General features: G+C 32.7%; 20 protein-coding genes. 13 read left to right on the top strand and 7 right to left on the bottom strand.

Translation table 11 applies throughout. From position 1 onward, the window contains the following. Positions 1-49 precede the first annotated feature (49 nt). The gene (locus BLP44_RS06015) at positions 50-535 is read left to right on the top strand and encodes a hypothetical protein (RefSeq protein WP_091130570.1); all 486 of its coding nucleotides are present in this window, start codon (positions 50-52) and stop codon (positions 533-535) included. Between the two features lie 82 nt (positions 536-617). Here the strand turns inward: BLP44_RS06015 and BLP44_RS06010 are convergent, their stop codons facing one another. Beyond that, positions 618-1,736 (bottom strand): GTP cyclohydrolase, encoded by a 1,119-nt coding sequence (locus tag BLP44_RS06010; protein ID WP_091130568.1) that lies wholly within the window; start codon positions 1,734-1,736, stop codon positions 618-620. Between the two features lie 46 nt (positions 1,737-1,782). Continuing rightward, entirely contained in the window at positions 1,783-2,751 is a 969-nt protein-coding gene (locus tag BLP44_RS06005) for a transporter (protein WP_091130559.1), read from the bottom strand. Positions 2,752-2,875: 124 nt separating this feature from the next. Between BLP44_RS06005 and BLP44_RS06000 the strand changes: the two genes are divergently transcribed. From BLP44_RS06000 to BLP44_RS05975, 6 genes are all read left to right on the top strand, one after another. Further along, entirely contained in the window at positions 2,876-3,169 is a 294-nt protein-coding gene (locus BLP44_RS06000) for a DUF4834 family protein (RefSeq protein ID WP_008462524.1), read from the top strand. 49 nt (positions 3,170-3,218) lie between these two features. After that, positions 3,219-5,657, top strand: coding sequence for a YfhO family protein (locus BLP44_RS05995; protein WP_091130556.1), 2,439 nt, complete (start codon positions 3,219-3,221; stop codon positions 5,655-5,657). A 50-nt stretch (positions 5,658-5,707) separates the two neighbouring features. After that, positions 5,708-6,994, top strand: a complete 1,287-nt coding sequence (locus BLP44_RS05990) for a glycosyltransferase family 4 protein (protein ID WP_091130554.1) — start codon at positions 5,708-5,710, stop codon at positions 6,992-6,994. A 35-nt stretch (positions 6,995-7,029) separates the two neighbouring features. Beyond that, positions 7,030-8,499, top strand: a complete 1,470-nt coding sequence (locus BLP44_RS05985; protein ID WP_066032268.1) for an oligosaccharide flippase family protein — start codon at positions 7,030-7,032, stop codon at positions 8,497-8,499. Positions 8,500-8,594: 95 nt separating this feature from the next. Then, positions 8,595-10,247 (top strand): mechanosensitive ion channel family protein, encoded by a 1,653-nt coding sequence (locus BLP44_RS05980; protein WP_091130551.1) that lies wholly within the window; start codon positions 8,595-8,597, stop codon positions 10,245-10,247. 280 nt (positions 10,248-10,527) lie between these two features. After that, complete coding sequence (locus BLP44_RS05975; RefSeq protein ID WP_236940403.1) at positions 10,528-10,776, top strand: hypothetical protein; 249 nt, start codon at positions 10,528-10,530, stop codon at positions 10,774-10,776. A gap of 88 nt (positions 10,777-10,864) precedes the next feature. On the opposite strand, the gene uvrA is transcribed toward BLP44_RS05975, so the two are convergent. Then, positions 10,865-13,660 carry an excinuclease ABC subunit UvrA gene (gene uvrA / locus BLP44_RS05970; RefSeq protein WP_091130550.1) on the bottom strand — a complete coding sequence of 932 codons (2,796 nt, stop codon included), beginning with the start codon at positions 13,658-13,660 and terminating at the stop codon, positions 10,865-10,867. 522 nt (positions 13,661-14,182) lie between these two features. Here uvrA and BLP44_RS05965 point away from each other — a divergent pair. Together BLP44_RS05965 and BLP44_RS05960 are read left to right on the top strand one after the other, a co-directional pair. Continuing rightward, on the top strand, positions 14,183-14,767 hold the full coding sequence (locus BLP44_RS05965) for an RNA polymerase sigma factor (protein WP_008462532.1): 585 nt from the start codon (positions 14,183-14,185) through the stop codon (positions 14,765-14,767). 744 nt (positions 14,768-15,511) lie between these two features. Beyond that, positions 15,512-16,576, top strand: a complete 1,065-nt coding sequence (locus BLP44_RS05960; protein WP_091130549.1) for a tetratricopeptide repeat protein — start codon at positions 15,512-15,514, stop codon at positions 16,574-16,576. 63 nt (positions 16,577-16,639) lie between these two features. On the opposite strand, the gene BLP44_RS05955 is transcribed toward BLP44_RS05960, so the two are convergent. Further along, complete coding sequence (locus tag BLP44_RS05955) at positions 16,640-17,302, bottom strand: endonuclease III domain-containing protein (RefSeq protein ID WP_008462535.1); 663 nt, start codon at positions 17,300-17,302, stop codon at positions 16,640-16,642. Between the two features lie 292 nt (positions 17,303-17,594). On the opposite strand from BLP44_RS05955, the gene bcp reads away from it, so the two are divergent. Then, complete coding sequence (gene bcp, locus BLP44_RS05950) at positions 17,595-18,047, top strand: thioredoxin-dependent thiol peroxidase (protein ID WP_091130548.1); 453 nt, start codon at positions 17,595-17,597, stop codon at positions 18,045-18,047. Between the two features lie 105 nt (positions 18,048-18,152). Here bcp and BLP44_RS05945 read toward each other — a convergent pair whose 3' ends face one another. Continuing rightward, complete coding sequence (locus BLP44_RS05945) at positions 18,153-19,613, bottom strand: TonB-dependent receptor (RefSeq protein WP_008462537.1); 1,461 nt, start codon at positions 19,611-19,613, stop codon at positions 18,153-18,155. Between the two features lie 89 nt (positions 19,614-19,702). On the opposite strand from BLP44_RS05945, the gene BLP44_RS05940 reads away from it, so the two are divergent. The 3 genes from BLP44_RS05940 to BLP44_RS05930 are packed head-to-tail and all read left to right on the top strand — an operon-like array spanning position 19,703 to position 21,457. Continuing rightward, positions 19,703-20,467 (top strand): MBL fold metallo-hydrolase, encoded by a 765-nt coding sequence (locus BLP44_RS05940; protein WP_091130547.1) that lies wholly within the window; start codon positions 19,703-19,705, stop codon positions 20,465-20,467. Positions 20,468-20,479: 12 nt separating this feature from the next. After that, positions 20,480-20,983: a hypothetical protein gene (locus tag BLP44_RS05935; protein ID WP_091130531.1), complete on the top strand. Its 504-nt coding sequence runs from the start codon at positions 20,480-20,482 to the stop codon at positions 20,981-20,983. 45 nt (positions 20,984-21,028) lie between these two features. Next, positions 21,029-21,457, top strand: coding sequence for a hypothetical protein (locus tag BLP44_RS05930; protein ID WP_244511688.1), 429 nt, complete (start codon positions 21,029-21,031; stop codon positions 21,455-21,457). Positions 21,458-21,561: 104 nt separating this feature from the next. Here the strand turns inward: BLP44_RS05930 and BLP44_RS05925 are convergent, their stop codons facing one another. Beyond that, a complete protein-coding gene (locus BLP44_RS05925) occupies positions 21,562-22,131 on the bottom strand; it encodes a cysteine hydrolase family protein (RefSeq protein WP_091130519.1) in 570 nt (189 codons plus the stop codon). A gap of 33 nt (positions 22,132-22,164) precedes the next feature. After that, positions 22,165-22,479, bottom strand: a complete 315-nt coding sequence (locus tag BLP44_RS05920) for a helix-turn-helix transcriptional regulator (RefSeq protein ID WP_091130516.1) — start codon at positions 22,477-22,479, stop codon at positions 22,165-22,167. Positions 22,480-22,493: the final 14 nt, after the last annotated feature.

The following is a 22,493-nucleotide window of genomic DNA, read 5'->3' as shown; positions in this document are numbered from 1 at the left end:
TTATTTAAGGTAACTTTAGTATCATAATCACAAGATAAAAATAAAAATTATGAAAAAAGTACTAACACTTACGATGATGGCGCTTGCAGTTTTTACTTCTTGTAAAAAAGAAGCGACGACAACAGAACCGATTCAAATTACACCAAGTCCGCCAAAAGAAGCTGAAATTGTAGAACCATCTGGGCATCAATGTTACGAGTCAACAGCAAATAATAGCAGAATTGAATTAAGTTTTAATGTTAATTCTCATCAAGAAGTTAACGGAAAATTGAAATATGAAATTTCTGGAAAAGATAAAAATGACGGAATTATAAATGGAAACATGGTTGGCGACACTTTAATTGCTGAATATGTATTTATGTCTGAAGGCGCTTCTACAATGAGACAGGTCGTATTTCTTCAAAGGGATGGAAATTTAATTGAAGGATATGGAGATGTAGTACAGGCTAATGACAAAGTTGTTTTCAAAGACAGAAAAAAACTAAAATTTAATCCACAAAACACTTTAATAAAAGTAGATTGCAAAGTAGAGTAATGATGTGTTTTATAAGTGAAAAATCCATTCGTTTGGGGGCGAATGGATTTTTTTATTGTGTAGCTGTGACTCAAAAAGAAAATTAAAGATTCTTCAAATACGTTTTTCTCTGACAGTGAATAATTGGATCAAAATTTTTCCAAAGCAAATGAATGGCATTATTTTCTAATAATTCTGGAGTTCTAATGCAATTTTGGATTCCTTTTGCGGAAAACGTTTTGTAATATTCATCAAAAATGATAGCTGTTACACCTTTATTTTGATATTCAGGATGAACTCCGATGAGGTAAAAAACAACATCTTTACTATGTTTTTTCGCTTTTAATAATTGCAGAAAACCAAAAGGGAATAATTTACCTTTTATTTTCTGTAAAGCTTCAACGAAGCTTGGCATTACGATACTAAAAGCAACTAAATTATCATCTTTATCAACCACAAATTTAATGTATTCTGGATTGATAAAACTGATATATTTCTTTTTGAAATACTCTTTCTGTACATCTGAAATTGCTACGAATGAAGCTAGTTTAGCATAAGTTTCATTAAACAAATCGAACATTTTGTCTACATGAGGCATAATGTCTTTGGTTCTCGTAAAATTAAGCGCTTTAAGTCCGTAACGTTTTTTGATTAGTTCTTGTGCTTTCTGAAAGAATTCTGGTTTCACATTTGAAAATGGGAATATACTTTCAATATATTGTTTTTCAACCTGAAAGCCTAATTGTTCCAAATGGGTTACATAGTATGGATGATTGTACCATGTTATCATGGTTCCAATTTGATCATATCCTTCAGTAAGAAGTCCAACTTTGTCTAAATTTGAAAATCCCATCGGGCCTTCAGCATGTTCTAAGTTGTGTTTTCTTCCTAATTCATATACTTTTTCTAGAAGTGCTTTTGTAACTTCAATATCATCAATTACATCAAACCATCCAAAACGAACTTTCCTCTTGTGCTGATTATTTACTTCAGACCAATTGATAATAGCAGTAATACGTCCTACAATTTTATTGTCTTTGTAAGCCAAATAAAAATAAGCTTCAGCATTATCGAATGCAGGATTTTTGGTTTTGTCAAAAGATTCCAATTCGTCTGAAATAATAGGCGGCACCCAATACGGATTGTCTTTATACAATGAAAAAGGAAATTTGATGTATTCGGTTAATTCTTTCTTGCTTTTGGCTTCTTTAATTGTAATCATTAGATGGTATTGAGAGTCCTTAAAAAGGATCTGGGTTATTTATGTTTTATTCGTATTTCGCTTTACGTTTTCTTTCTCTTTCCTGATAATCTATAGGTTTCTCATTGTCTGGATTCTTTTTTGCTCTTGCAGCGGCTTTGTCTTCTATCAGTTTTTCTTTATACCATCCATCGTAACGCCATGATACTCCAACTCCGCCGTATAAAATAGAAGGCGTATTCTTAAAGTTAGTGCTTATAGAAGCATCAACCTGTAAGTTCGAAGAAAGGAGATAAGCGGCACCTGTACGAAGAATTGAATCGCTGTAAAAGTCGCTTTTATATCCTTGATTTTCAAGAAAACCAGACCATTTGTCATTAAATCCGTGCGTCAAAGTTAATACATATCCGTAACTTGGATAGTCTGTACCGATATAATCTGCAATAATATTGGTAACAAAAACCCAAGATCCGCCTCCAAGAAGGTTTTGGGTAATGATCGAAACTTTAGGAGAAATGGCTCCATCTGGAGAAAAATAATACGGATTATCGGCACCAACAAAATTGGCTCCAGCAAAAACCGAAACTGCAGGAATCAGCTCTCGCCACTGAAAATTACGATTGGCTTTATAACTGTAAATATTTACTTCACGTTTGTAATTTTTGTACGGATCGTAAATAAGATATTTAGCTCCTAAAACCGTCTGTCTAAAATTGTTTTTTTTGTAGCTAGTGTACGGAGTGTCAAAATTTTCTGTCTGATATTGAAGATCAGCAATAAATTCCAATTGTTCTAGAAAAGCACCAAATCGGATAGTTAAATCTGTGCCAAAACCGCTGGCATCGTAGTCTAATAAATCGTGTTTTTCTTTAATGCCATAAACTCCAAGTTCGGCTTGAATAACCGATTTTCCGACAGCATAAGCTGACATGGTTTCTCCGGGGCGGTTGGAATTAATAACGTCGGTGTATTGCGCAAAAAATAGTTGTGGAATAAAAAAAAGTACCGGGGCAAGTAAGTTTTTAATTTGGAACATATAATTTTTTTTGGATTAAAAAATAATAACGCATTTCAAATGTACATATTTTATTATTTATTTAAGATTCATATTTTATTTTTAAACAACGGATTTATTAATTTTGGAAAAAAATTATAGAGTTATGCAAGAAGCATCATTTTCAGGTTTAAGATTCATTATTGGGCTAATCGCCTTTTATTATATCATGAAATTTTTGGCTAGAATCTTTTTGCCAGTCTTGGTAAAAAAGGCAGTAGAAAATGCTAGCGAAAATTTTCAAAGACAACAGCAGCAATACCAACAATACAATCAAGGCAACACTTGGCAGAACACAAATAATAATAAAGACGAAATAATTATTAATACTGCTAATGCTAAAAACCCGCGTGAAACCAAAAAGGTGGGAGAGTATGTTGATTACGAAGAAATAGATTAGATTTGTGTCCTGAAAATTTAGGATTCATTTTAACCCAAACCAGCCAAAATTGAAAATAGTAAATAAGTTCTATCCGCATGCCCTTGTTATATTGGGCTTTATTTTTGTTTCATTAATTTATTTTTATCCAGTTCTTCAGGGAAAACAGATTTTCCAGTCTGATATTGCTCAATACACCGGAATGGCCAAAGAGCAAAATGATTTTAGAGCTGCTGAAAATGCTGAACCTTATTGGACAAACTCTGCTTTTGGAGGTATGCCAACCTATCAGCTTGGAGCAAATTATCCGAACGATTTTATTGGTAAAGTAGATGACGTATTGCGTTTTCTACCGCGTCCTGCAGATTACTTATTCTTATATTTTCTTGGTTTTTATGGCTTATTGTTGGTTTTAAAAACAGATCCCCTTAAAGCTTTTATCGGTTCAATTGCCTTTGGTTTTTCAACTTATATGATCATCATTTTAGGAGTTGGTCATAATGCAAAAGCACATGCTATTGCTTATATGCCATTGGTAATTGCTGGATTTATACTAGTCTTTCAGAAGAAATACATTTGGGGAGGTCTGCTCACTATGTTTGCAGTGGCATTAGAAATTAGTGCCAACCACTTCCAAATGACCTACTATCTATTGATTTTCTTATTGATTTTGGTGGGATATTATGCATATAATTTTATCAAAGAAAAAGATTTTAAAGGACTTCTTATTTCTTGCGGCGTTTTATTAGTTGCGGGAATTTTTGCCTTGGGTGCCAATGCAGGTAATTTAATGGCAACAAACGAATATGCTAAATACAGTATTAGAGATAAAAGCGAGTTGACTTTTAATCCAGACGGATCCAAAAATGAAACTACTGCCTCCATGACTACTGATTATATTACAGAATATAGTTATGGTATTGCAGAGAGTTTAAATTTAATTGCTCCTAGAATTTTTGGAGGTTCAAGCCATGAAAATGTAGGGACAGACAGCCGTATGTACGCGTTTATGCTTGAGCAGGGAGTTCCTGCTTCTCAAGCTCAGGATTTTGTTTCCGGAATGCCTACTTATTGGGGAGATCAGCCAATAGTTTCTGCACCAGCTTATATTGGAGCTGTGGTTTTCTTTTTGGCAGTTTTAGCTTTATTTATTGACGAAAGAAAAATCAAATATGTTTTTCTTGCTGGAGCACTTTTCACTTTAGTGCTTTCTTGGGGAAAAAACTTCTCTTTATTGACAGACTTTTTTATTGAATATGTCCCGCTTTATGATAAATTTAGAGCTGTATCTTCAATTCAGGTTATTCTAGAATTATGTTTCCCTGTTTTAGCTGTTATGGGATTACAATCATTTTTTAAAGCTAAAGATGAGCCAAAATTACAGCAGAAAGCATTAGTGCAGACAGGAGTTTTTGGTTTAGGCGTGCTTGTTATTTTATTGATAGCAAAAAGTTTCTTCCATTTTACAGGAATAAATGATAATGCTTATTTGGAAAGCTACGGTCCAGGTTTCGTTGATGCTTTAAAAGAAGACAGAATGACGATGTATTATGCAGATTTACTAAGATCTGGATTCTTAATTATCGTGACATTTGTGGTTCTGTGGATGTTTGTAAAGAATAAATTTTCTCAGACAACTACTTTAGTGGTAGTTGGATTAGTGATGATTTTTGATTTGTTTTTTGTGGACAAAAAATACGTTTCTGCTAAAGATTTTGTAAGCCCAGTTCAGATTGCTGCTCCTTTCCAAGAGACACAAGCAGATGTTCAGATTTTGAAAGATACTTCGATTTACCGTGTATTTGATCTTCAAGGACAATTGCAAGGAAGATCTTCTTATTTCCATAAAACAATTGGAGGATACAGTGCGGTAAGACCAAGAAGAATGCAACAATTGTACGATTATCAAATTGCTAAAAATAATCTTGAAGTGCTTAATATGTTGAATGTTAAGTATGTTATTCAAGTGGATAAAGACGGAAACCAAATTCCTGCTGTTAATCCAGATGCAAACGGAAATGCTTGGTTTGTGGAAACGGTGAAACTGGTAAACAAACCAGACGATGTAATGAAAGCTTTGAACACTTTGGATACTAAAAAAGTAGCAGTTTTTAATGTTCACGAACATGAAAGCAAGTTCCAAAATGCAAGATTGAAGAAAGCTTTTGATACAACAGGAACCATTAAAGTTGTTACATATAAGCCAAATTATATCAAATACAAGTCAGAAAATAAAGGAGATGGTTTAGCTGTTTTCTCTGAAATGTATTATAAAAATGGTTGGAACGCTTATATTGACGGCAAACTAACAGATCATTTCCCAGTTGATTATGTTTTAAGAGCAATGGAAGTTCCTGCTGGAAAACACACTATTGAATTTAAATTTGAACCTCAGATTATTAAAACTGGAGGGACAATTACTTTAATAAGTTCAATTGGAATGCTGTTGCTTTTGGTTGGAGGAGTTTATTTTGAAAGTAAAAATTCTAATAAGAAAGAAGAAGTCTAAAATTTCAATATTTTAAATTTCCGCTTTAAAAAATATTAATCTCATTTTCCTTGGAACAAAAAAAACTTTTAATAATTACCTATTATTTTCCACCAGCTGGAGGGCCAGGAGTACAACGCTGGTTGAAATTTGTAAAATATCTTCCTGAATTTGATGTTCAGCCCATAGTTTATGTTCCAGAAAACCCAACTTATCCAATTGTTGATGAAGGTTTGGTAAGTGAAATATCAGATAAAGTAATTGTTTTAAAGAATAAAATTTGGGAGCCTTATCAATTGGCTTCTGTTTTTTCGAAAAATAAAACCAAGAAAATCAGTTCTGGAATTTTTCCGCAAAAGAAAAAGCAGACCTTTTTGGATAAGACCTTCCTTTGGGTACGTGGAAATCTTTTTATTCCAGATGCGCGTGTATTTTGGGTGAAACCGTCAGTTTCTTATTTAGAAAAATACATTCAAGAAAATAATATCGATACAATTGTAACTTCTGGACCGCCGCACAGTTTGCATTTAATCGGATTAGAATTACAACAGAAATTAAAAGTAAAATGGTTTGCCGATTTTCGCGATCCTTGGACAACGATCGGATATCATAAAGCACTTCGTTTATCTTCTTATGCTGAAAAAAAACATAAAAATTTAGAGCATAAAGTGCTTAATTCAGCAGACGAAATCATTGTGACCAGCAAAACCACAAAATCTGAATTTGAGGCTATTACCAACAAACCAATTACGGTAATTACAAACGGTTACGATGTTGAAACTGTAGAAAAACAGACTTTAGATACTAAATTTACTTTAGCTCATATTGGTTCTTTCTTGTCTGATCGAAATCCGCCATTTTTGTGGGAAGTTTTGGTTGAATTGCTGCAAGAAGTTCCAGAATTTAAAACCCATTTAGAAATAAAATTAATTGGAGCTGTAAGTCAAGAAGTTCTTGATGCTATTCAAGAACATCAATTAAATGATTATTTAAATTTAGTCGGTTACGTTTCTCATAAAGAAGCTGTGGCGCACCAAAGAAAATCTCAAGTATTGCTTTTAATAGAGATTAATTCTGAAGATACGAAAAGTATTATTCCTGGAAAATTGTTCGAATATATGGTCTCAAACCGTCCAATAATTGCCATTGGACCTCAGGGTTCTGACTTTGCCGATATCGTTACACAGACCAATACTGGAGTATTTTTTGATTATTCTGAAAAAGCGAAATTAAAAAGTGTAATTTTGGACTTTTTTAATCAGTTTTTGGAAGGGAAATTGCAGTCGCATGGGATTGGTTTACAGCAATATTCAAGAAAAAATCTAACCAAACAATTAGCACAGCTGATTAAAGGATAATCATTTAAAAATCACATACAATCTAAACTCAAAAAATGGGTATTGTCTTAAATCAGTCTTTTAAAAACACTATAATTACATACATTGGTTTTGGTATCGGAGCCATTAATACCTTATATCTTTATCCCGTTTTTCTTGGGGCAACATATTACGCATTAACCAATTACATTACTTCTGCGGCAAACGTAATTATGCCTTTGTTTGCGATTGGAATGCAAAATACGCTCGTAAAATTTTATTCGCAGTACAAAACAGAGGAAGAAAGAGAGCAGTTTCTGTCCTTTACAGCGCTGTTTCCAATTTTAATGTGTATTCCGTTAGGACTTATCGGAATCTTCTTCTATGACGATATAACCGATTTTGTTTCCAAAGAAAACCCAGTTGTTCGTGAATTTATGCTTCTTATTCCGTTTATCGGAATCTGTATGGCTTATTTTGAAATTTTTTACGCATGGGCGCGAGTGCATATGCATTCTGTTTTTGGAAATTTTATAAAAGAAGTTGGCTTAAGATTGCTCTCAACTTTTGCTTTAATCGGATTGTATTTTAATTGGATTTCACTGGTTGGATTTGTGTACATAACAGCAGGAATATATTTTTTTGCATTTCTGATTACGATGTTTTATGCATTCTATATCAAAAAGCCGAATTTCCAGATTACAATACCTGAGAATGTAAAAGCAGTAATGGAATATACTTTTTATATTATTCTTTCAGGAAGCGTTGCCAATTTGCTTCTAGACGGCGATAAGTTGATGCTTAATCAATACATGAAGATTGAAAATATTGCTTATTATTCTGTAGCTACTTATATTGCTTTGGTTATTTCGGTACCAAGCCGTGCTATGCATCAAATCGTGTATCCAATTACTGCTAAATTGATGCATGAAAATAAACACGACGAATTGAATCAGCTGTACAAGAAAACGTCTATTAACTTGCAGATTGTAGGCGGATTTGTTATGTTATGTATTTTTGTCAATATTAACCAATTGTACGAATTGGTTCCAAAGGAATATAGCGGCGGTATCTCAGTTGTATTTATGATTGGTCTTTCTAAATATTTTGACTTGATTTTAGGAAATAACAATGCCATTATTTTTAATACCAAATATTACCGAATGGTATTATATTTAGGATTGATGCTGGTGGTTTTAACTGTGATTTTAAACATGCTGTTTATTCCTGATTTTGGAATTATGGGTTCAGCATTTGCAACACTTTTGTCTATTACGTTATACAGTTTGGCTAAATTGCTTTTTGTAGTTAAGAAGCTTGATTTGTATCCTTTTACCAAACAGACGATTCATTCGATGGTTTTAACATTTGCATTGTTTTTACTGTTTTATTTCTGGGAATTTCCATTTTTTCAATTAATCAGTATTGCTCTGAAATCGATATTAGTAACTGTTGTATATCTGTATCTGAATTATAAATTCAAGATATCTCCAGACATTAATAATGTTATAGATTCTATTTTTAAAAAGATCGGGATTAAAATCTAATTGGGAGTTGTAGGAAAAATGTAAATAATTTAAAATTGTAGCTTTTTTGTTTTTATATTTGTTAGAAAGGATAACTAATTTATTTCTAATTGAATATGAGAATAAAAGTACTTAGATTATTAGCTTTCTTTTTTGTTTTATTTGCTTTTTCAGTGAATGCCCAGACTAAGAATCTGAAGACTTCTGATAAAGAACAGAAAACTGTCGAAATAAAAGGTTATCCAGTAGCTCCTTTTAAAGACACACTTTTTTTAGTTTACCACAATGTGGGTTCTTTTTCTGCAAAAGAACGGGCAGAATACATTTCCAATAAAATCAAAAGACTTTACAATGAATCTTTTTTTGAGAAGGATTCTATTAAAATAGTGCCGTCAGACGTTTCTATGGATATTGTTTACCAAAACGATTTTGTTATCATGTCTGTCTTGGATGCTGATGCGAAAGCAGAAAATACCACGATAGCCAATATTGCTAATCGTAATCTGGCGAAGATTAAAAGTGCGATAATATATCAGAATGAAAATTACTCGCAATTGCCAAAACGAATAGGCTATACAGCGTTATTAGTTTTAATAATCGGTCTGATTTTATTTTTGACTGCCAAAATTTTTAACTTCATCAAAAACTATGTTGTAAAAAATAGAGCGAAGTATTTTAAAGGAGTGCATTATAATTCCATTAAAATATTATCACCAGAGAAGCAGCTGATTTTATTGCTTAGAATCTTCAGCGTTATAAAAATAATCACGCTTATTTTAATCGTTTATCTTTCGCTTCCTGTATTATTTAGTATTTTTCCGGCTACAAAAGATTACACCACAACCTTGTTGAGATGGATTTTAACTCCTGCAAAATCTGCTTTTATGGGGTTTGTTGGTTTTCTTCCGAGCTTATTTACTATAATTGTAATCATTATTATTTTTAAATATTCGCTTAAAATAATTAAGTTTTTCTTTTACGAAATAAAATCAGAAAACATTAAGATTAATGGTTTTTATAGCGATTGGGCATTGCCAACTTTCAATGTCATTCGTCTTTTGATGTATGCTTTTATGCTGGTAATCATTTTCCCGTATTTGCCAGGTTCAGATTCTCCAATTTTCAAAGGAGTTTCTGTATTTGTGGGAGTTTTGTTTTCACTTGGTTCTTCCAATGCAATTGCCAATATGGTAGCTGGTTTGGTTATTACCTACATGCGCCCGTTTAAAATTGGTGATTATATTAAAATTGGAGATGTAAGCGGAGAAGTAATTGAAAAAACAGCTTTGGTAACCAGAATAAGAACACCAAAATTTGAAGATATTACGATTCCAAATGCGACTGTTTTGTCGAGTACTTCAACAAATTATTCAGCGAATACAAATCAAGCGACTAATGGATTATTGATTCATACCACGGTAACAATTGGATATGATGTTCCTTGGAAAGACATTCATGTCGCTTTGATTGATGCGGCTTTAAAAACAGAAATGACAGAAAAAGAACCTGCACCGTTTGTACTGCAAACCAGTTTAGATGATTTTTATGTGTCATATCAAATCAATGTTTATACTAAGGAACCAACAAAACAGCCACGAATTTATTCTTCGCTTCATCAGAATATTCAAGATTCTTTTAATGCGGCTGGAATCGAGATCATGTCGCCTCACTACAGTGCTTTACGAGATGGAAACACCACAACGATTCCGCCAAATTATTTAAAAGAAGATTATGAATCTCCTGTTTTTAATATTAAGAACAAAGGTTAAATAATTGATAACGAGTGATTAAATTTAAAACTTTAACACTTGAATACTTTGTAATTAATTGAATAAAAATTAACTTTATCATGAATGTTTAGCAGTACTTTGCTCAAAACGCAGTTTTTTTTCTAACAAAACGATTAAATGTAGGTATTTTTTTATTTTTTAGAATTGAATATTTTTGCAGGAAATTACAAATAAAAGTGTAACCAGAATTAATTGTAGATTAGTAATTATGAAGTACAATCATCTCAGCCATGAACAAAGCATGCAAGTATTTTCTAATATGATATCAAACAAGGTTCATAATGGATTTACTTTAGAAGAAAGAAACGATGAATTGCTTTTTGCAGTTTTATCTAAAGGAGGAAAAGTGGTTAACCACAGTTTAAATTTTATGATTTTCTGTTTAACTCTAGGTTTGTGGTCATTTGCGTGGCTTTATCTCACTTTTGAGGCTTCAAAACAGAAAAAGATTTTAGTAGCTATTGACGAAGATGGTCTTCCTTTTGAAGAAAGATGTTTAGTAGCTTAAGAACATTAAAAAGAGAAATAAATTATAAAGCCATAAATACAAACTAATCAATTGTATTTATGGCTTTTGTTATTGAAAACGGTATATGTTACAATTTGTCTTTTAAATAAACTCCTGTTACAGATTCTTTTACTTTTACAATATCTTCTGGAGTTCCAGATGCAAGCAAGTGCCCTCCGTTTTCTCCTCCTTCTGGTCCTAAATCAAGTATCCAGTCCGCACATTTAATAAGATCCAGATTATGTTCAATTACAATTATCGAATGTCCTTTTTCTATTAAAGCATCAAACGAAGCCAAAAGCTTTTTAATGTCATGAAAGTGAAGACCCGTAGTAGGTTCGTCAAAAACAAATAATGCTTTTTCTTTTGTGGCGCCTTTTACTAGAAAAGAAGCCAATTTAATACGCTGTGCTTCTCCACCAGAAAGAGTTGAAGAAGATTGCCCTAATTGAACATATCCTAAACCAACATCTTGTAAAGGCTGTAGTTTTTGAGTGATTTTGGACTGCTTATTTTTTTCGAAAAAAGCAATCGCATCATCAATCGTCATGGTAAGAATATCATTGATATTCTGATTGTCAAAAGTTACTTCTAAAATTTCTTTCTTAAATCGTTTTCCTCCGCAAGTCTCACAAGGCAGAGAAACGTCAGCCATGAAAACCATTTCGACATTTATAGAGCCTTCTCCTTTACAAGTTTCGCATCGTCCGCCGTCAACATTAAAAGAAAAATGTTTGGCCTGATAACCTCTTATCTTTGACAATTTTTCTTTGGCATACAAATCACGAATATCATCATACGCTTTGATATACGTTACAGGGTTTGATCTAGAGCTTCTTCCAATCGGATTTTGATCTACGTATTCAATATGCTTAATCTGAGAAAATGATCCTGAAATCTCAGAAAATTGTCCTGCTTTTTCGGCTGCGCTTTCTAGTTTTTTCTGTACTGCAGGAAACAAAATTTTCTTGATCAAAGTACTTTTTCCACTTCCGGAAACACCTGTAACAACAGTTAAAACATCTAAAGGAAAAGTGACATCAATATTTTTTAAGTTGTTTTCGCGTGCACCGATGATATCTATATGATTTTTGTATTTTCTTCTTCTTTTCGGAACAGAAATCTCTAAATCGCCATTTAAATATTTTGCAGTCAAAGAATCTGACTTTAAAATTTCGTCATAAGTTCCTTGAGCAACCAATTTTCCTCCAAAGGTTCCAGCTTCGGGGCCAATATCAATAATCATATCGGCCGCTTTCATAATGTCTTCGTCATGTTCAACCACAATTACAGTGTTGCCAAGATCACGAAGAGAAAGCAATACTTTGATTAATCTTTCAGAATCTTTAGGATGCAGACCAATACTTGGTTCGTCGAGAATATACATCGATCCAACCAAGCTGCTTCCAAGAGAAGTTGCCAGATTAATTCGCTGTGATTCCCCTCCAGAAAGAGTTGCAGAATTTCTATTTAGAGTAAGGTAATCTAAACCAACTTCAGATAAAAAAGACAAACGATTATTAATTTCAATCATTAATCGTTTTGCAATCTGCTGTTCGTATTGATTTAATTCTATGTTTTTGAAGAAAGTTACCAAATGTTTAATTGGTAAATCAACCAGATCAGAAACCGTTTTACCGTTGATTTTTACATAAGAGGCTTCTTCGCGCAAGCGTTTGCCTTTACACGCATGACATTTCGTTTTACCACGATAGCGTGATAGCATTACACGATTTTGAATCTTATAATTTTTTTCTTCCAATTCCCTGAAGAAATCATTCAGACCTTGAAAATATTGATTTCCCGTCCAAATTAAATCCTTTTGTTCTTCAGTTAATTGAAAATAGGGTTTATGAATTGGGAAATCAAATTTATAAGCATGTTTTACCAATTCATCTTTATACCAGCTCATGCTTTCACCACGCCACGGATAAATAGCACTTTCGTAAACTGATAAAGAAGTGTTTGGAACAACCAGATCGGCATCAATTCCTATGATGTTTCCGTAACCTTCACAAACAGGACAGGCTCCATATGGATTGTTGAAACTGAATAAATGAACGTTTGGCTCAAGAAAAGTTATTCCGTCAAGTTCAAAATTATTTGAATAAGAAAATCTCTTCTCACCGTTTAATTCCTGAAGAAAACAAATTCCTTTTCCCTCAAAAAAAGCAGTCTGAACTGCATCGGCCAGACGATTGTAAAATTCTTCTTCTTCCTTTACAACAATACGATCAATAATCAATAAAATATCTTTATTGTCAAATTGATGTAAATCTGAGGCTGAAAATTCATCTAAACGAATCATTTCATTGTCAACCAAAATACGTGCAAAACCTTGCTGTAAAAGTACTTTTAGTTTATCTTCAAGCTGTCTTCCTTCTTCTAAATGAATAGGAGCAAGGAGAAGCCATCTGCTGTCTAGAGGAAGGCTTTTGACATCAGAAATAACATCCGTTACTGTATTTTTTTTGACTTCCTGTCCAGAGATAGGAGAGTATGTGCGTCCGATTCTAGCAAACAAAAGTTTGATGTAGTCGTATATTTCTGTAGAAGTTCCAACAGTCGAACGGGCATTGGTAGTATTTACTTTTTGCTCAATAGCAATTGCAGGCGCAATACCTTTAATATATTCTACTTTAGGTTTGTCTAAACGACCTAAAAACTGACGAGCATAAGAAGATAAACTTTCTACGTATCGTCTTTGTCCTTCGGCATATAAAGTGTCGAAAGCTAAACTCGATTTCCCTGATCCTGAAAGACCTGTAATGACAACCAGTTTATTTCTTGGAATAACAACATCTACATTTTTTAAATTATGTACCTGCGCTCCTTTAATTATAATATTTGATTTTGGATCTATTTTAGAAAGGTCAATTTGCATAAAAAAGTCAATTTTTACAAAAGTAATCAATTTTGAATTGGATTTAGTTAAGGATTTAGTTCCAAATCTTAACTATTTTATCATAATAAAAAGCTTTCTAATAAAATCTTTTGAAAAAAAAAATCTGTTTTTCAAATACAAAAGATGTAGTTTAAAGTCTTTTTTAGAAAATTATCGAGAATTTGTCGATTTATTTCAGGAAAAATTGTAATTTAAATTTAAATTTAGTGCAGTGATTAAACTTTATTTTGTTAATTGTAAGGTATTTACGTTTGTTTTTTAACACTTTTTGAGCGCTTTTATTTTACGGATTTTTAGCTCTTTTTACGTAAATTTTATGTTTATTATACATTAATAAAAGTTTTACTAATAATAATTAATGATTTTATTTGCTTTTTAAAAGTAAAATTTGTTAAATTTGGTCACAATATTAACATAACCAAAAAAAGATACGCCTATATAAAAAAACTACTTTTTAGAAAATACTCCAAATTTTAAAATAAAACTAAAAAAGTAGTTATTATGGCTGATCTGCATACTCCAGACGCTCTATTAGTAAAAAGTTATGTTGACGGTAGCGAAGCTGCGCTGGCAACATTAATAAAAAGGCACGAATCTAAGATATATGGTTTTATATATTCTAAGATCGCTGATAGAGATATTTCAAATGATATTTTTCAAGACACATTTATTAAAGTAATTAAAACTTTAAAAAGCAATTCGTATAACGAAGAAGGTAAATTTTTGCCTTGGGTAATGCGTATTTCTCATAACCTAATCGTGGATCATTTTAGAAAAACTAAGAAGATGCCAATGTACAGAGAAACAGAAGAATTTTCTATCTTCTCTATTATGTCAGATGATGCGCTTACAATTGAAGGCAAAATGATTGTAGATCAAGTAGAACTTGATTTAAAAAAACTAATCCAAGAACTTCCAGAAGATCAAAAAGAGGTGCTTGTAATGCGTATGTACCAAGATATGAGTTTTAAGGAAATCTCAGAAGTAACTGGCGTAAGCATCAATACGGCGCTTGGAAGAATGCGTTATGCACTGATGAATTTGAGAAAAATAATAGATAAACATCAAATTATTTTAACCAACTAATACTATTTTGATAATTAGCCCGTTATACTAGTATAAAACATTTTGATAGTATGGGGAAAATTTACTCAAAAAAAGCACTAGCTTCTAAAAATCTTAAACCTAAAAAAGAAGTCGTTTCTTTTTTATTGAATTACTCGAAAGCCTTGACTGTTGTTAAGATCGACGATAAAAATTTTGAGATTATAGCTAACTAAACAGCCCACTGCTCCTGTCGGATGTTTATAAAAAACAAACCAAATGGTCGTTTTGGTTTAAGAGCTCACTGTTTGTATATTCTATATACAAGTAGTGAGTTTTTTTGTTTTAAATTTTTTTGTGTAAAAAAGTATAAGGTTTTACAGCATTTTTCTCTCTAATTTGTTAAAATTTAATATTTTGATTGGATTTTATGTGTTTGTTTGATTTTTAATTCTATTTTAGTTAAAAAACTAATTTTTTATTCGGTATAAATGCTTTTGTAAAGGATTATTCGCATTGAAAATTCAGTTTAAGTTAAAAATTAGAAAAACAATACATTAAGAATTAAATATTTAACCCCAAAACAGATTGTTTATGAAGAAAAACTACCCTGCTTTATTTTGTTAAGTTTGATGCCCATTTGATTATTGAGTGACAATTTGGACCAGCAAATGTTTCTCATAAAATGGTAATAAAGGTAATTTTCAATCCAGTTTAATTATCTCTTATTACTGTACCTCAAAACAAACTAAGAAAATCATTTAATCACCAAAACTTAACCGCAAAATGAAAGAGAACATTAAAGTGTTGTCATGCTTATTGATGATAAGTATTGGCGCATTTGCCCAAAAAGACAAAATTAAGGAAGCACAGTCTTTATTTGATAAAGGAAATAGCCAGGAAGCTTTAGCGATTTTAACTAAGACAGAATATCTTATTCTTAACGCATCTGATGAAGACAAATCTGATTACTACTTCTTAAAAGGGAACGTTTTAAAAGATTTGGCTGTAAAAAATATAGATGCAGCAAATAATTTTACATTGGCATCGCAATCATATCAAGATGTATTTTTGTACGAGAACGAATCAGGAAAATTTAAATGGACTGTTAAAGCTAATATGGCTTTAAAAGACATGAAAGCCAGTCTTGTAAATGGAGCTATGGCAGATTTTAATGCTGGAAAATATAAAGAAAGTGCCGAGAAAAGTTATAAGGTATATTTATTCGACAAGAAAGATACTTTAAACTTGTACAATGCGGCCTCTTCTTCTATTAATGCAAAAGATTACAATGCCGCTGTGACTTATTATGAACTTCTAAAAAAGATTAATTATTCAGGAAAAGGTGTTTTGTATTACGCTACAAATAAGAAAACAAAGGAAGAAGATGTTTTCATTTCGCCAAAAGCTCGAGAATCGGCTATACAGCAAGGTCTTTATGAAAAGCCAAGAACAGAATCTTTGCCTTCTAAAAAAATAGAAGTGAACAACAATTTGGCTTATGCATATCTTGAGAAAAAGGATTATTCGAAAGCGGAATCCATTTATAATTATGTTTTAGAATTAGATCCGAATTATATAGATGCTTATATCAATTTGGCTTATTTGAAATTGCAAATTAAGAAAGATTTAGCGGATGAAATTTCATCACTGGGAACTTCGCCAGCTGAGATGCAGAAGTATGATAAGCTGAATGCCAGAAAAGACGACATCACAAGAAGTGCAATTCCGTATCTGAAAAAAGTGCTTACGCTTGAACCAAAAAATCAAGATGCAACAAAAACGCTGTTGGGTGTCTACAGATCGCTTGATATGACAGCAGAATATAATGCTTTGAAAGCGGGAATGTAGTTTCCTGTTAAAAGGCATAAAGTTGCAAAGTAACAAAGGCGCAGAGATTTTTATCTTTGTGCCTTATTTTTTTGATGCTGTTTTTTGCAATTCTTCAATTAGAGATTTTTTTCCGACAGTTCTCGTGATGATATCTTTCTCTAAATTCCATCCGCGCGCAGGAGAATATTCTCGGCCGTACCAAATAATCTGCAAATGTAAGTCATTCCATAATTCTCTCGGGAATAATCTCTTCGCATCTTTTTCAGTCTGCGCAACATTTTTCCCATTAGATAAATTCCATCGGTACATCAATCTATGAATATGTGTATCTACAGGAAAAGCTGGAACACCAAAGGCTTGTGACATGACAACACTTGCCGTTTTATGACCAACTGCAGGTAAAGCTTCTAGGGCTTCAAAACTTTGCGGAACCTCTCCATTATGTTTTTCAATCAAAATTTCAGATAAACCATGAATTCCTTTTGATTTCATTGGAGACAAACCGCACGGGCGTATAATTTCTTTGATTTCCTCAATAGACATTTTGACCATATCGTACGGATTATCAGCTTTAGCGAACAAAAGTGGCGTAATCTGATTCACGCGAACATCTGTGCATTGAGCAGATAATAAAACTGCAATTAAAAGCGTGTAAGGATCTTTATGGTCAAGCGGAACAGGTATAGTAGGGTAGAGTTCTTTTAAGGTGTCGATAACAAATTGTACGCGAGCTTCTTTATTCATTTCCGTATTTTTAATGCTGTAAAAATAGTATAATTTTAATGATGTGCCTAATCCAGCTTTCCGTTTCAACTCCTCATTATGCTAGCAACATTTTTAAGTATTTAAAAGAGCTTCCTTCGGTCGCTTTTTAAATACAAAAAATGTAAGCTATCATAATTCCGGGGTTTTCACTTCAATCTGGGGCAAATAAGTTATGCATTATGAGTTATGAGTTATTAGCTCGGTAAATAGTTATCAGTTATCTTTGTTTTTTAATCTAATATCTAAAATTAACAATCTAAAATAAAAATATATGACAACACTAAAAGCAGGAGATAAAGCGCCAAACTTTTCGGGAACAGATCAAGACGGAAAAACACATAAACTGACAGATTATGCAGGTAAAAAATTAGTTGTTTTCTTTTATCCAAAAGCAAGTACGCCAGGATGCACAGCCGAGGCTTGCGATTTAAGAGATAATTTTCACCGTTTTCAAGCCAATAATTACGAACTTTTAGGAGTAAGCGCTGACAGTGCAAAAGCGCAAGTAAAATTCAAAGAAAAATACGAATTGCCTTTCCCGTTAATCGCAGATGAAGACAAATCGGTTATCAATGCTTTTGGAGTTTGGGGACCGAAGAAATTTATGGGAAAAGAATACGACGGGATTCACAGAACTACTTTTGTAATCGACGAAAAAGGAACTATCGAAGAAGTAGTTGAGAATGTAAAAACAAAAGAACATGCTTCTCAGATTTTGAAATAGTTTTAAGTCGCAGTCTCAGTTTTCAGTGCTCACTGAGACTGAAAACTGTGACTGAAAACTGAGACTGAAAACTAAAAAAAAAAGTCCCGATAAGGGACTTTTATATTACGTATTTTGTTCTAATTCTTTCTGTGGATGGTATCCAAAAAGATGGTGTTCCTTGATTAATTCTGCAATACCGGAAGGAAGCATCGGTTCCCATCCTTTTTTGCCTTGGTTGATCATTTTTAAAACTTCTCTAGAGAATACATCTAAGATATTTGGATCGTAATCTTCAATATCAACCACTTTTCCGTTGAATTTAAAGAATTTGTACAATTCTTTCATTCTCGGATGAACTTTTAAGTTATTTGAATTCATTAAAGTTCCATCTTCATCTAACATTGGATATAAGAAAACTTTCATATCACGGTAGAATAATTTTCCAAAAGCTTCTAATATTCCTCCGCTTAAGTGGCGATAGTATTTCTCGTCAAAAATATCGACAAGGTTGTTTACACCCATTGCTAATCCCATACGGGCTTTAGTATAATTGGCGAAGTATTCTACCACTTTATAGTATTCTTGGAAATTTGAAATCATAACCGTTTGGCCAAGAGAGCAAAGTAATTCGGCTCTGTCCATAAAGTCACGTTCGTCAATTTCACCATCAGAACGTAAATTCGAAAGTGTGATTTCAAAAATAACAAGCGTATTGTTTTTTTCAACCTTATTTTCTTCAAGGAACATTTTTAATGATTTCTCATACATATCCATGTTTACTTTCGTAACAGGACGGAAACTTCCTCTTAAAGCCAAAAGATTCTTTTTGTATAAGATAGCAGCCGGCAGAATGTTTTTCCCCTCTGGGTTAAACATTACAGCATCTGTCATTCCGTTTTTAACCAATTGCAAACTCATCAGACGATTGTCTACATCGGCAAAACGCGGTCCAGAAAAGTTAATGGTATCGATCTCTAATTGATCTTTATCTAAGTGATCGTATAAGTAACGAAGTAATCGTTTTGGATCGTTGTATTTGTAAAAAGCACCGTAAATTAAGTTAACTCCTAAAATACCAAGTGTTTCTTGCTGTAATCTAGCATCAGTTTCTTTAAAACGAATGTGAAGAATAATTTCGTTATAAGCTTCGTCTGGTTCAATTTGGTATCGAATTCCAACCCATCCGTGACCTTTAAATTGTTTAGCAAAATCTATTGTCGCAACGGTATTGGCATAACTGAAAAAAAGTTTTGTTGGGTGTTTTTCTCGGCTTAAACGCTCTTCGATGATTTGTCCTTCATGGGTAAGCATTTTTTTTAATCGCTCTTCGGTAACATATCTTCCGTCGCTTTCAGCTCCATAAACAGCATCACTGAAATCTTTATCATAGGCAGACATGGCTTTTGCAATAGTTCCCGACGAACCTCCCGATCTGAAAAAGTGTCTAACAGTTTCCTGTCCAGCGCCAATTTCAGCAAATGTTCCGTAAATATTTTCGTTTAAATTAATGCGTAACGCTTTGTCTTTTATAGAAGGAATCTGTTCGATGACCTTGTCACCTTTGAGTTTTATTTCTGTACCCATTTTGTTTTAAATAGATTTGTTACAAAGTTAGTAAATTAGCAGTCTAATGAAAGAGAAATAATCTATTTTTGTAAAAAAATTAAGTTCAATTGAAGGTTTATTTTTTAGGTACAGGTACTTCTCAAGGCATTCCAATTATCGGAATCGATCATCCAGTTTGTAAAAGCACTGATGCTAAGGATAAAAGGCTTCGTGTGTCCATTTGGATAACATGGGAGGAGCATTCGTATGTGATAGATTGCGGTCCTGATTTCCGACAGCAGATGCTTTCATGCGGGTGCCGAAAGCTCGATGCAATTCTTTTTACCCACGAACATTCTGATCACACTGCTGGTTTAGATGATATTCGTCCGTTTAATTTCAGACAAGGAGAAATTCCGATTTATGGACATAAACGCGTTTTAGATAATCTAAGACGTCGTTTCGATTATGTTTTTGAGACTGTAAATAAATATCCAGGAGCTCCAAGCGTAAAAACGATCGAAGTGCAAAATAATGCATCTTTTGCCGTTGGAGATAAAATGGCAATTCCGATAAACGCTATGCATGGCGATCTTCAGGTTTTTGGTTATCGAATAGAAGATTTTGCCTATTTGACCGATGTAAAAACAATTGAACAAGCTGAAGTTGAGAAGCTGAAAGGAATAAAAGTTCTCGTTGTAAATGCGTTGCGTGTTGAACCTCACGATACTCATTTTAATCTTCAAGAAGCACTTGATTTTATTAATTTGGTTAAGCCTGAAAGAGCTTATTTAACTCATATCAGCCATGTTTTAGGTTTTCATGAAGAAGTTCAGAAACAGCTTCCTGAAAATGTTTTTCTGGCTTACGACAATTTAGAAATTACAATTTAATTATACCACACAATGAAAAAATCTTTAATGCTTTATCTTTTTATTCTTGCCATCTTGATGAATGTTTTTACGTATTCGTTTTATAGCGGAGAAGTAAAATTTGGACAAGAGCGATATGATAAAACCACTAAGAAGTTAAGAGACAGCATTAGTTTGATGAAAAATAAATTGGCAGAAGCAGATTATTTTTCTTTAGAACACAACGAAAATGCGCAAAACTACTTCGATAACAGCGCTTCTGGAGGAAAAGTAATTTTATACGAAAAACTGATTCCGGTTGTGACAGAAAAGTTATTGGACTTTAATTCTAATCCAAAAGGGAATCCTTACACGGGACAAGATCAGATTGGGCCAAACAAATTTATCATTAATAAAGTAAAAATTTTAAACCATAGATGGATCATTGCAGATTACAGTAATGGAGAATTATGGGGAGAAGTCTTGTTAAAATACTTTGTTGATAATGATGATAATATTACCTTTGAAATAAATCAAACTTGGTTATATCAAAAATAGGATTTTTTAATCCTATTTTTTTTTGACTTTTAAATAAATAGGATTATGAAAAAGATGTTTTTGTTTTTGATTATGGCAAGTGCAATTTCTTGCGGAAAAAAAGTTTCTCAAGAAAATGCAAGCACAACTCCAAAAGAACCTGAAAAGGAAGCTGTCGTTGGAGGAGATTCCGACTCTCATGGATGCAAAGCTTCGGCAGGCTATACTTGGTCGGTTTTGAAAAAAGAATGCATTAGAGTTTTTGAAAACAGCACAAGACTAAATCATGCTGAAGATGGAAAAGCATATTCTACCGTTTCCTATGTAATTTTTGACGGAAATAAAGCAGAGCTTTTCCTAGATACTCAAAAAGAATCCATTATTTTAGAAAGAAAATCAGAAGGTGATTCTTGGATTAACGGCGACTGGCAGTTGATTCCGTGGAAAGGTTATGTTTTGAAAAAAGCAGGTAAGATTCTTTATACTGGAGAATAAAAGTTTACAGTCGCAGTCTCGGTTTTAGTTAGAACTTTGTCAAAGTTTTAAACTTTGACAAAGTTTTTTTATAGTTAAATTGAAACTGCGACTGCGACTGAATACTAAATAATCTCTTTAATAAATTCAGAATCTACGACTTGAGCAAATTCTTCATTTAAACTTGCTAAAGCAGTCTGATGTATTAATTCGGCAGAGAATTCTTCTCCGTTTAAGCCTTTTTTATTGAAAGTTGCCGTTGCATTAGAAACCAAGTAAACATTGTAACCGAAATTTCCAGCCATTCTTGTCGTGGTAGAAACACAGTGGTCTGTAGTTAAACCCACAATAACAAGATTAGTTATTTCGGCATTATCAATAAGCTCTTTTAAATTAGTTCCAATAAAAGCACTGTTGACATTCTTTTTAATAATGATTTCTTCTTCAAGAGGTTTTGCCACATCTTGAAATTCATTTCCCGGGTTTGTTTCGTTTAAAATCGAATTTGGATTTGAAGAACAATGCTGTATGTGAAAAATAGGCAATTTTTTGTTTCTCCAAATTTCCAGAAGTTCGCCAGCTTTTTCTTCTGCTGTAACATTATTACGGTCGCCGCCCCAATAGGCAATATCATGAAAGCCTTTTTGAATATCAATTAAAATTAATGCAGGATTATCAAGTTTTTTGGTGTTCATTTATAAAGTATTGTAGTTATAAAATAGCAAAATTTATTTGTCTAAACTGATCGTTAAGTCTTTTAATTCTATTTGAAATTTGACTGTAGCTTTTAGTGCTGTAAAAACTTTAATAACAGTTTCAAGTGTTACATTTCCAGCGTTTTTTTCAAGTTTAGATATTTGCGCTTTTTGTACCCCAATAAGTTTTCCTAATTCTTCTTGAGTTAAATTACGCTCTTTACGAGTTTGTTTAATAGCATTTCCGATTAAATCCATTTGCAAGTCATACTCAAATTGATCTCTTGCAGGAGTTCCGATTTTGCCAACTATCTCATCTGTTACTTGATTCAAAGTATATGTTTTCATATTTTTAAAATTGA

The sequence above is a fragment of the Flavobacterium anhuiense genome (assembly GCF_900101855.1).
Lineage (GTDB): Bacteria > Bacteroidota > Bacteroidia > Flavobacteriales > Flavobacteriaceae > Flavobacterium > Flavobacterium anhuiense.
The sequence above is the reverse complement of the archived record's forward strand: the minus strand, read 5'-3'. Positions and strand labels throughout refer to the sequence as shown.